The sequence below is a fragment of the Rhizobium sp. P40RR-XXII genome, from assembly GCF_012641405.1.
Lineage (GTDB): Bacteria > Pseudomonadota > Alphaproteobacteria > Rhizobiales > Rhizobiaceae > Rhizobium.
In genome coordinates, this window is sequence record NZ_JABAII010000034.1 from 25,958 (window position 1) to 36,780 (window position 10,823).

Annotated in this window: 12 protein-coding genes and 1 pseudogene; 3 read left to right on the forward strand and 10 right to left on the reverse strand. The window is 58.0% G+C overall.

Translation table 11 applies throughout. The annotated features are described in order from the left end of the window. Positions 1–94 precede the first annotated feature (94 nt). From HGP16_RS34885 to HGP16_RS33050, 3 genes are all read right to left on the reverse strand, one after another. Entirely contained in the window at positions 95–334 is a 240-nt protein-coding gene (locus tag HGP16_RS34885) for an alpha/beta family hydrolase (protein ID WP_409526882.1), read from the reverse strand. Between the two features lie 4 nt (positions 335–338). Further along, entirely contained in the window at positions 339–566 is a 228-nt protein-coding gene (locus tag HGP16_RS34890; RefSeq protein WP_409526883.1) for an alpha/beta family hydrolase, read from the reverse strand. Positions 567–743: 177 nt separating this feature from the next. After that, positions 744–1,949 (reverse strand): multidrug effflux MFS transporter, encoded by a 1,206-nt coding sequence (locus HGP16_RS33050; RefSeq protein WP_168844156.1) that lies wholly within the window; start codon positions 1,947–1,949, stop codon positions 744–746. Positions 1,950–2,077: 128 nt separating this feature from the next. Here HGP16_RS33050 and HGP16_RS33055 point away from each other — a divergent pair, with 128 nt between their 5' ends. Next, positions 2,078–2,968 carry a LysR family transcriptional regulator gene (locus HGP16_RS33055; protein WP_168844157.1) on the forward strand — a complete coding sequence of 297 codons (891 nt, stop codon included), beginning with the start codon at positions 2,078–2,080 and terminating at the stop codon, positions 2,966–2,968. 315 nt (positions 2,969–3,283) lie between these two features. On the opposite strand, the gene HGP16_RS33060 is transcribed toward HGP16_RS33055, so the two are convergent. The 4 genes from HGP16_RS33060 to HGP16_RS33075 all read right to left on the reverse strand — a co-directional run bounded on the left by HGP16_RS33060 (position 3,284) and on the right by HGP16_RS33075 (position 6,311). After that, a complete protein-coding gene (locus HGP16_RS33060; RefSeq protein WP_168844158.1) occupies positions 3,284–3,871 on the reverse strand; it encodes a DUF6088 family protein in 588 nt (195 codons plus the stop codon). Between the two features lie 708 nt (positions 3,872–4,579). Beyond that, entirely contained in the window at positions 4,580–5,044 is a 465-nt protein-coding gene (locus HGP16_RS33065) for a DUF1348 family protein (RefSeq protein ID WP_168844159.1), read from the reverse strand. A 106-nt stretch (positions 5,045–5,150) separates the two neighbouring features. Beyond that, positions 5,151–5,621: a cyanase gene (gene cynS / locus HGP16_RS33070; RefSeq protein WP_168844160.1), complete on the reverse strand. Its 471-nt coding sequence runs from the start codon at positions 5,619–5,621 to the stop codon at positions 5,151–5,153. 30 nt (positions 5,622–5,651) lie between these two features. Continuing rightward, positions 5,652–6,311 (reverse strand): carbonic anhydrase, encoded by a 660-nt coding sequence (locus HGP16_RS33075; protein ID WP_168844161.1) that lies wholly within the window; start codon positions 6,309–6,311, stop codon positions 5,652–5,654. 110 nt (positions 6,312–6,421) lie between these two features. On the opposite strand from HGP16_RS33075, the gene cynR reads away from it, so the two are divergent. After that, positions 6,422–7,318 carry a transcriptional regulator CynR gene (gene cynR / locus HGP16_RS33080; RefSeq protein ID WP_168844162.1) on the forward strand — a complete coding sequence of 299 codons (897 nt, stop codon included), beginning with the start codon at positions 6,422–6,424 and terminating at the stop codon, positions 7,316–7,318. A 233-nt stretch (positions 7,319–7,551) separates the two neighbouring features. Here cynR and HGP16_RS33085 read toward each other — a convergent pair whose 3' ends face one another. Further along, entirely contained in the window at positions 7,552–8,190 is a 639-nt protein-coding gene (locus HGP16_RS33085) for a hypothetical protein (RefSeq protein WP_168844166.1), read from the reverse strand. Between the two features lie 241 nt (positions 8,191–8,431). Here HGP16_RS33085 and HGP16_RS33090 point away from each other — a divergent pair, with 241 nt between their 5' ends. Further along, a complete protein-coding gene (locus HGP16_RS33090) occupies positions 8,432–9,418 on the forward strand; it encodes an IS5 family transposase (RefSeq protein WP_168844163.1) in 987 nt (328 codons plus the stop codon). 1,009 nt (positions 9,419–10,427) lie between these two features. Here the strand turns inward: HGP16_RS33090 and HGP16_RS33105 are convergent. Together HGP16_RS33105 and HGP16_RS33110 are read right to left on the reverse strand one after the other, a co-directional pair. Then, on the reverse strand, positions 10,428–10,601 hold the full coding sequence (locus HGP16_RS33105; protein WP_168844164.1) for a hypothetical protein: 174 nt from the start codon (positions 10,599–10,601) through the stop codon (positions 10,428–10,430). 112 nt (positions 10,602–10,713) lie between these two features. Beyond that, positions 10,714–10,823 (reverse strand): annotated as a pseudogene (locus HGP16_RS33110) (IS5/IS1182 family transposase); the annotation flags it as partial.

Consider the following 10,823-nt stretch of genomic DNA (forward strand, 5'->3'; position numbering starts at 1 on the left):
TGCCTGAAGTCGGAAACCCGATGTCGGGACCATTTTGCGCTGGCTGCGACTGATCACCGTCAAGAAACTGACAAAGGGTCCTTTCTTATCTTCCTTATATTAGATTCAATTGTTTCAGGAGCTGTTTTCTGGCTTTGCTTCGGAGACGCGGACAGTTTCTTGAGTGTCGTAGACGGCACCACGGACCGCGCGGGTGGAACGGATAGCCGAGGCAAAGCAGTCCGGAAATCTTGCCCATATGGCGAAGCTCGTCCGCAATCATCCTGGCCACGCGACCGCTCATGGATTTTCCCGCGATGACGAGGGTCCCTTGCGAACCGAGCCGATCTATCACAGTTTCATATTCCTGCTAAGGGTTCGGCGGGTAGGGGCGGCGACCGTTTTCCGGTGGAACGTCGTCCTGCCATGTAATCGAACTCGAGTCGGACAACCGGCTGGCCCCTGTCAGCAAATGTGGAAGACATGTTTTCCACACTTGCCGTGTCCATTGCACTGCCGGCCCCGTGGGCAAGGACGATCGTGATGTCAGCGTCTTGAGCACCGGTGACGAGGACGTCATGAGGCATTCAGGATTCTCCTGGTTTCGGGGAATCTATGTCAGTTGCGTAAAATAAATGCCGCTGCTTCCCGCATGGCCGTGGAAACCGAGGGGCGGCACCGATACTATCGTCTTGCCGGTTCCCATATCGCGCTGGTGTACCATGCGGTCACTGCGGCGCGCCCGGAAGCGGAGGAAGTGCATGTTAAAGCTTTTGGGGCGGCTCTCCGGTGGAGTTGGCTGATGCCATTGTCTCACTCTTTGAACTGGACATCATCGCCAAAGCTGTAATGGTTCCAAGAACCAGCACCGACCATCCGAGGACGTCATAGCCTGCGCCGAAGACGGCGCTGATGGCGAGGGCGACCAACCCGGCGCTGCCGATCTGAAAGAACCCGACCAAACCGGACGCTGTCGCTGACCGTCGATGTTCGCCTGCAACAGCGCCGGATACAGCCAGCGATAAGGACGAACCGTTGGCGAGGCTCACTAGGCACATCGGCAGAATGATCGTCCAGATGCCGGTCGTTTGCAAAAACGCGATACTGACGAAACTTAAGCCACCGCATACGAAGAAGGCGATCCCCGTGCCCGTTATGACGTCGTAGGGTACACGACCAAGCAGCTTCTTACTGACCACATTGGCGGCAATGATGCAGGCGGACAGAGGCAAATAGAGCCAGCCGCTCTCAGCCTCGCTCCAGCCTTCATGCTGAAAGAGGAACGGCGATTGGGTGAGATAGACAAACCACGCGCAGTAGATCGAGCAGACGATCACCACATATTTCCGAAAACTCCGGTCTGCCAGAACGGCGCCAAACCCGGACAACATTGCCTGCTTGTCGTGGCGCTTTTCCTTGGGGGCAGTCTCCGGCAAAAACACCAGCACGAGGGCGGGTGCCAGCAGGCCGAAAAGCCCGACGAACACGAAATCTGCCCTCCAGCCCCATGCTTCGGCGAGATGGCCGCCGATGGCGGGAGCCAGCGCTGGAGATAAAGAGACTATAGGATAGACGATGGCGTAAACATGGGCGGATGCGGTCTTGTCGCACAGATCGGCAATGACTGCGCGTCCGATGACAAGACCGGACGCCGCGCCCACACCTTGCAACAGCCGCCAGAAAAGCAACGCGTTCACGCCGGATGCCGTGGAGCAGCCGATCGAAGCAGCGACGTATATCAGGATTCCGGCGATGAGCACGGGCTTGCGCCCATAGTGGTCGGACAAGGGGCCGTAACCCAATTGGGCTGTCGCAAGCGCGAGCAGGTAGATCGAAATGGTGGCCGGCATCAGCCGGTCGCTGACCGCGAGATCAACAGCCATGCTGGGCATAGCAGGAAGATAGACATCGGAGGCGATGAGGCCGAAGGCGCTAAGTATTGCGACGACGAAGATGAGGGATGGGTGCATAAGAGGGTTCCGGGGTTGAGCGCATCGGCGCGTAGACAGTCTGTGTTCGGAACCTATCAGCGCGCCTGGGGTGTATAAATGCAGCTGAGTGCGGTACCATGATGCGAAATCGCAGCATGGAGGCATAATTGAACTGGGATGATGTGCGCCTTTTCCTGGCTGTCAGCCGATCGGGAACTCTGCGCGGCGCAGCACTGGAACTGGGGATTGATCAAACGACGGTCGGCCGTCGCATCGGCGCGCTCGAACAGTCGCTTGGCAGTCAGCTGTTCCTACGAATGCGAACCGGTCTGATCCTGACGGACGGTGGCCGTGATGTGCTCGCCGTCGCTGAGAACATGGAGCGCATGGCAGTGTCCTTCATGCGGAGGTCCGAAGGGAGGGACGCGGAGATTCAAGGTGAAGTTCGCGTCACCACTACAGATTCCCTTGCCTTGGATTTCGTCATACCAGCCATCGACAGCCTCCGGCGAAGCTACCCCGATGTGCGCGTGGTGCTTGGCACAACGACGCGGCTTCTCGATCTCGGCCGACGCGAAGCGGACGTGGCAATCCGAACGCGACGCCCGGAACAGCCAGATCTCATCCAGCGCCGTCTGGCTACCTGGCCTGTCGGGCTGTTCGCCAGCCGCTCCTATATCGAGCGCTGTGGCCTGCCGACACCCGGTAACGGCTTCGCAGGCCATGACATCGCCGTCTACAGACCGGGCGTGACCGAGCGGCAGGACGAGACGTTGGCAGGCGAGCAACGTCAAAAAGGCAAGATCGTCGCCGAACTCGATTCCAGCCTGATGCTTCAGACTGTCATCCGCTCGGGCATGGCAATCGGAGAGTTGCCGGAATATGTGGCTGAAAGGGACGACGGTCTGATACGAGTATGGCCCGAGAAGCAGCGCCAGCGCCCCTATGACGTGTGGCTTGCATTGCATAGCGACCTTGCCGCAACGCGGCGTGTACGCGTCGTTGTCGATGCCATCGCAAGTGCCTTCACGGCTCGTCGGAACGTTCCCCGCGAATAGTGGGCAAAAGGCATCTTCTTGCCAAAATCAGCGTTGATGGAAAGCAGCACCTTTTGGCCTGCCAGGGGACGTCGCAAAGCCAACCGAGCATGTTCGAGCTGCTATATTCAATCTCGTCGGGAATGTCCGTCCGACTTTCGACAAGGTTGACGTTGAGCACCAGCTGGATGCCAAGCCCGCGGCAGTTCAGCGTGGATTGAAGTCTGTTTTCAAGCCCAAATCGGCGCGGGTTCTTCTGGTGCTGCTTCGCTACGCTGACTGCGCGACGCGACGATGCGCAGCAGTGCCGCAAAATCCTTGTGGTTATGCAGGAAATCAGCTGGCATGGGCGTCCGCTACGAGGCCGTTGAAGAATTTGCGAGTGCGCACTATGCCGTATTCCTTGGCGGCACGGGTGAGGGCGCGACGATCGCCTTGTAGGGCACGTTCTTTCACGCGGGCCAGTACCTGTTCACGGTCTTCGGCCAGATGGTCGAGATTGTTGACCAGGTCGACCAGCAGGAACTCTTTAGTCAGAGTTTTGGGGAAGGCCGGCTTCTTACGAAACTCGAATTCCCGACCGCCCAGGGTGAAGTTGCCATGGCGCTTATGGTTGTAGACGACGGTCTTGTTATAAAGTTGCGTCGCTCCGACACCCAGGCTGTTATAGGCGTTAGGCGAGGTGACGAGATAACGGTCGTCTTTCAGAAAGGCTTCGACGAGAGCAGCATCTTCCGCCGGCGCCTTGCCGAACGCGGTCTGCTTCGGCCGATGATAGACGCCGGTCGATAGTTTGGTCAGGTACCCCTCAGCCAGCAGCTGCTGCAGGTGCCGATCGACAGACGACGACCACTGAGCTAAGTCCTCCCGACGGTAGACCTTGCCGGACCGGAGATGCTTTTTCAGTTCCTGTAACTTCGTCATGGGATAGCTCCTGCACCCACCGTAGCAAAATATGGGGGTGAATGCAATTTTTTCCAAATTTCATGCAAAATGATGTGTGCCCTGGAGACCTAAAGAGCTGATATGATGAAGCTATACAGCACATTCCTTCCGAAGATCCCCCCACTGGAACAATGTAAACTCGGAGACCGCCATACCTTCTGCAAGGTCATGGGCGACGGCGGCTATATGCCGTGCCGTGTCAAACTCTATGTATTGGCCCGCATGGAGCAAAAGAAACTCAAAGGCAAACTCCATTCTAATCAATAATTTGCCAGTTTTCCTGGGGTGTTTTTGGTTCGAATCCCTTCACATCATACGGATCCGATTTTGTTGAGTTTGGGTCGTGATCTTTACAAAGTCGCTTTGCAGCCGAGGCGGGATGACTGCTCTGCGCCTGCATTGCTGTCGTCGAACAAGTGGTTCACAGTCTTAGAAGCTGCCGCCCCGGACCGGCCAGTCACGGCCGCCGACACATTGTTGCCGCCGCGCAGCCGTCGACGCATGCCGAGACTGCTGCCTGAGAAATATCAACTACGAGCGTCGTTGCGAGGCTGGTTTGCCGCACAGTAACGGATCGCGAACCTGTTTGGGGCGTGCGCCTTGGGGAACGTCAAGGTCCCATCATGATAGCAAACCGCGCCAGTGCGAGCGGAGCACTGGCGCGATCGACGAGAAGTGGTGCGTCGCTCAGAGGCCCAGGTCACTCAGCGACGGATGGTCATCCGGACGGCGGCCAAGGGGCCAGTGGTATTTGCGATCCGCTTCAGCGATTGGCATCTCGTTGATGCTGGCGTGCCGATGTGACATCAGTCCATCCTCGGCGAAGAGCCAGTTCTCGTTCCCGTAAGCGCGGAACCATTGCCCACCGTCGTCACGGTATTCATAGGCATAACGCACCGCGATGCGGTTGTCCGTAAAGGCCCACAGCTCTTTGATGAGCCGGTATTCGTGTTCTTTGTTCCACTTGCGCGTCAGGAAAGCCCGGGCCTCTTCTCGATTGGTCGCGAATTCGACCCGGTTACGCCAGCGTGTATCGAGTGTATAGGCCAGAGCGACCTTCGCCGCATCGCGCGTGTTCCAGCCATCTTCGGCCAGGCGAACCTTTTCGATGGCAGTTTCTCGGGTGAACGGGGGGAGTGGGGGACGTGTCATGATGTTTCCTTTCGTGATTTGAACGGTTGCGGCAAGCGCGGAGCCCGCAAGGGCCACAGCGGGGATCGCGGTAATGAAAGTGCGACGTTGCATACGAACAGCGTGGTCAAAACGGCTTGGTCGGAAGGTACTTGCCATCCAGCGTGATCACGGCGCGCGAGCCGCCTTCCGGATCTTCAACCTTCTTGATGTACAACTTGAAGTTGATGGCGCTGATGATGCCATCGCCGAATTTTTCGTGGACCAGAGCTTTCAGCGTCGTCCCATAGACCTGCACGATCTCGTAAAAGCGGTAGATGGTCGGATCGGTCGGTACACCGTTTCCAATGCTGCCGCGGACCGGAACCGTCTGAAGCAGGGCAACGGCGTCGTCGTCGAGATCGAGTGTCTTGCCCACGGCCTTGGCGGCGTCCGCCGGAAGCGGATGCTGGCCGAGGAGGGCGGCGGTGACGAAGGCCTCCGACAGACCGGTGCCCTCAGTGATCTGGGCGTAGCTCAGGTCCTTCTTGAGTTTCGATGCGAGGATGACGTCCGTCAGGTCCTGGCGAGCGGTTTGTGTGGCTTGGGACTGCAACATTGGTATTTTCTCCGTGGTTGGGATTGGGGTTCAGGCAACGCGCCTAGCTTGATATCTGATGGCGCGGACTTCGGGATTTTCCGCGAGGGAGACGAAGGCGCCCCTGCTGCCATCGAAAGCTTCGATAAGGCCGCTGGCGATGTCGTAAATCCAGCCATGCAGGGTGATGCGCCCCTCTTCGAGGGCCAGCCGCACCGAGGGGTGGGTCTGGATATTAGCGAGCTGGGCGATCACGTTCTCGCGCACCATGGCTGCGACCTTGGCGGACTCATCCTTGTGCTGGCGGGCTTCGTTCACGACACGGGCAGAGTCTGCGTAACGCAACCAGCTGCCGACGGCGGGCATGTGATCCAGGCACTTGCACGTCGCGATGGCGGTCATCGCGCCGCAGTCGGAGTGGCCACAAATCACGATGTCCGAGACCTGCAATGCCGCGACAGCGTACTCCACCGAAGCAGAAACGCCGCCCGGTTCTGGGCCGTAGGAGGGAACGATGTTGCCAGCGTTTCGAATGACGAAGAGGTCGCCCGGCTCGCGCTGGGTAACCAGCTCAGGCACCAGGCGGCTATCCGAGCAGGAAATGAACAGGGCCCGCGGGCTCTGCTGATTTGCCAGATCCTTGAACAGCTTAACCCGTTCAGGAAAGGCCTCCCTCTGGAACTTCAAAAAGCCGTCAATAATGTCTCTCATCGCTGCAATCTCCGTTTCTCGATCTGTTGAGATGAGGCTACGGAAGGCGTGGCATAATGTAAAAGTCTCGTTTATTATGAGGTGGATTAGATAATCTTATAGGTTCGACCATGCTCGCCCGACAGGTTCGTTATTTTCTCGCAGTGGCGGAGCATCAGAGCTTCACACGGGCCGCAGACGCCCTGCACGTCTCCCAGCCGGCGCTTTCGCAGCAAGTCAGGTTGATGGAGGAAAGCCTCGGCGTGCAGTTGTTCGACCGTTCAGGGCGCACAACGCGGTTGACGGATTCCGGAGAGGTCTATCTGCAATATGTGCGCCGCGCTTCGCAGGAGTTTCGGGAAGCCAAGCGCGCTATCCACGACGTGAGCGATCTCAGCCGTGGGGCGTTGCGCGTTGCAGTGACGCCAACGTTCACGACATATCTGGTCGGCCCTCTCGTCGAGGCGTTCCACAGTCGCTACCCGAATATCTCCCTCAACGTGCGGGAGATTTCCCAGGAGCATATGGAGGACCTGCTCCTGTTCGATGAGATCGATGTCGGGATCGCGTTCTCCGCCACCCTGACACCCGACCTCGATCTCGATCATCTACTGGTGGAGACCCTCGCTCTGGTCGTCAGTACGGATCATGCCCTGGCGAGTGAAACGTCGATCGGGCTTGAGACCCTGAGCGCCGAGTCATTGGTGCTGCTGAGCGCTGAGTTCGCCACTCGCGATCAGATTGACCGATTCTGTCGGCAGCACGATATTCGCCCGAAAGTACAGATAGAGGCCAACTCCATCAGCGCGGTGATCGAAATTGTCCGTAGGACGCGGCTGTCGACACTCCTGCCTGCAACAATCGCGTTCGCACATCAGGATCTGAAAGCAATTACCCTCGATCCGGTGCGCTTGCAGCGCACCGCCGTTCTGATGCAGCGTAAAGATGCATACAGAAGCGCGGCGGCGCGGGTCTTTATCGAGCTTGCGAAGGAGGTAGCTACTGAATTCGGCGGATCACTGATTTGATCGATTTATGCGGAATTGGGAAGCCACGGCCACTACAGGCCAAAGCCAGTGCCGCAGCCGCGCGAACGCAGATCGCAGCGGATCCCACCGGGCCATCGTCGACCAAGAGAACCCCAAGCTATCGGACGTAAGTGATGCGTCTCTAGCTGCCGTATCGGATCCCAATATGACTTTGTTGGCAAGACTGCGCTGATCGGTGGCGTGCCGCGGCAATCCGGAGAGAGACGTCAATCCTACCGAAGGAGGCCGTCGCGCCCGAACTCGTCCCATCCACTTAACGTGGTCGCGGCTTCCTCCGCACGTTCAGTTTGTTCGGCTTTTTCCTTTTTCTTCAGCGAACGCGTCAGCTTCGCCTGATACGCGGCCCTCCTGCGATTTTCCGCTTTCGCCGCAGCGTCTTCCTCCCTCCATTCGTCCACGGCGCCGCGATCGAGCAGATCCTCAACAACTCGGGGGTCGAATACGTGAAAGGTAATTCCCCTTGCGCGCCCTTGCAGCCGAACCGTTCGCGTTCCGGCGCTGGGCAGGCGACCGTCTTCAAGCCAGCGCTTCCGCTCTGATGCGGTGATCGTCAGAATATCCTCGATCTCACGAGGAATGATCGGAAGGTCTGCGATGTCGTCGAGCGCACTGGAAACGGCCAATGCCGCTGCTCTGAATGCCGTCTTCGAAGTCTCTGGCATGACGAGGATGAGCCCGCCTGCCTGCATATCCAGCGACTTCCGGACCGGAGATGGTAGCCGGGAGCGGATTTCCTGCAGGATTCCCTTCACTCTGACACCGGATCCGAGGGTCGCAACCACGGGAAGCGGCCACTCCCTGATCAGTTCGGGATCGTCGCTTTCCTTCTTTTTCGTCTTCGTCTTGGGCATGTCGCAGCAGATGGTGTCGAAGGAGCCGCGCGTCAACGGAACTTGGATTGATTTTCCCACGTTCTCGCAGCGAGAGAAACCCCGTAGTCAATGACGCGAAACAGGTCGACGTCTAAAACGCTATTGAGAAGGAACTGGACTCCCTTAGAGCCACGTACGACCGCGACCAGCGTTGGTGCGCGGATCGTTAATCGGATTGGCGTAGGCGCACGAGAAGCTTAATAATCGGTTTGTCGCAGTCATGCCTTTCAAACATAATGCATCCCGCCGTCATCGCATCGGTAAGATGAAGTTCAAGGTGACGAACTGGCAGGAGTATGAGGTTGGACTTCGTCGACGTGGTAGTTTGACCTTATGGCTTACGCCGGAAGCCCTTTCGTCGTGGCAGGCGCCAAGACGAAAGACCAGAGGTGGCCAGCCCCGCTATTCCGACTTGGCGATCGAGACGGCCTTGACGGTTGGCCTGGTATTCGGACTGCGGCTACGCCAGACAGAAGGCTTGGTGGAATCGGTGCTGTCATTGATGGGGCTGAAACTCGCCGTTCCCGATCATACCACGATGAGCCGAAGAGCGCGGACATGGCCGGCTCGGATTGAGCGACATACCCGTCAAGTTTCGGACGAAGCTGTGCATATACTTGTCGATAGCACCGGCCTTCAGGTCTACGGCGCAGGTCAGTGGCCGGAGGAGAAGCATGGCACCGGATCCCGTCGCAGTTGGCGCAAGCTGCACCTGGCTCTGGATGCAGGTAATGGCGAGATCATCGCCCACACAATGACTGATCAGGACATTGGCGACGCCTCGCAGTTGGGGCCATTGCTCGACCAGATCGATCGTCCGATCGGACAGTTCATCGCCGACGGCGCCTATGACGGAGCGCCTATTTATGACGCTGTCATCAATCACAGCCCAGAAGCCGCAGTCGTCATTCCGCCGCGCGCCAACGCGATCGAATGGACCGGCGAGGAGCCTTCCTTCCAAAGGGATCGGCACATCGCAGCAATCAGCAGAGACGGGCGGATGAAATGGCAGGCTTCCACCGGCTACGGCAAACGCGCGTTGGTCGAGACCGCGATCGGGCGATACAAGTCCATCATCGGGCGGCGCTTGCGGGCTCGGTCCTTCCTCGCTCAGCAGACGGAGGTCGCCCTTGGCTGCGTCGTCCTCAACCGCCTGCTTGGCTGTGCACGCCCGAAATCCGTCCGGCGCAATCAAGCGACCGCGTAGATAACACCATCAGAGACCGGCATCCGCTCAAATCCCGATCCCTGCACCAACGTCCACCGTCGAGGGCGCAGCCCCAACCCGCACCGCAATCGACTTGTGCCCAAGTCCTTGCTCGAAGCGATATCTCAATATCTCGCGGACACGCCGCATCTCCAGTCTCTCCGCAGGCATCCCGTTCCTTCCTCGTCACAGTCGAAGGAAGAAACTTCACACCGGCAGCACACCCACGCCGGATGCCTTCCAAAGGGGGCGGCATCATTTCGGAATCAGGGGGCGGATTACCTCGGAATTTGCACTCCTTGAGTAAGAGAATTGCCGACCCCGACAATGACACCTGGGAGGTCGTTGACGAAGCCCACTCCCGGGGCTTCGACACGCTCGTCGCCATCATCCATCCGTAAGGTCTCGCCGAGGAGGACGAAGGCTTCTTCGATGGAGACGAATCCGAGGAGGACTGATATGAAACAGAGATTCGAGAGCGAAAGCAGTATGCGCGGAGACCAGCAGGCGCGCCGATGATGATGGGCAACATCGGCATTGGCGAGTGCCTCGCCCTCGAACTTAGGAGGTGAGAATGATGTGGTTCATACCCATCAGGATCACGCTGCAGATACGAAAAACCCGGACGAGCTGGTCAGTGACCGTCCGGGTTAATCTCGTAAGCTAAGCAGTAAATTGGGAGGCAGGCAGTTAGCGCTGTCTGTCTCTCACTCCAGTAAAATAGCCCGGTCGGCCATAGTTTTCAAGTGTCGAACGTTCGCCTTATTTCAACCTTGCATACGCATTGTCTGGCCTCTATTTGCTCCTGAAATACAATCAGGAGCCTGTAATGATCTACCGCGCTGCGGATTCCGACGTGAAGCCGGCCGCCAATCCGATCAAAGACCGGCCACCGTTCCGATCAAAGACCGGCCGGCTTTCGGCACTGAAGATCACTCCCTGGGTCAGCAACTTTGGCATCAAATACCTTGCGATGAACGAGGGGATTTTGATGCCGGCAAAGAGAAGGCTAACCATGAGACATTTGCGACAAATGCTGCGGCTTGCGGCAAGCGGAACCAGCTCGCGTGAGATTGCCGTCGTGTTGGTTGGTGTCAGCAGGCATCTGCCAGTCGGTTGCCCACGCCGACATTGCCTCTAAAAAATCACCCAGTTTGATATTTTGCCAACCGCCGGGATCCATTCTCAGTTCCTCACGCATTTGCGCCAGGAGTGCAATAAACGCATGTTTGTCGTGAACTTATCTGCTGTCATGTTGACCCTCTCGCCAATCGAAGCCTAGGAAGAGTGGACAGTTATCTGATCCATAGGACGATTGCTGCGATAGTGACGACTGCGAGGTAGTTTTCGGCGGTTTTTTCGAAGCGCGTAGCGACCCTGCGGAACTGCTTGAGTCTGGAGAAGC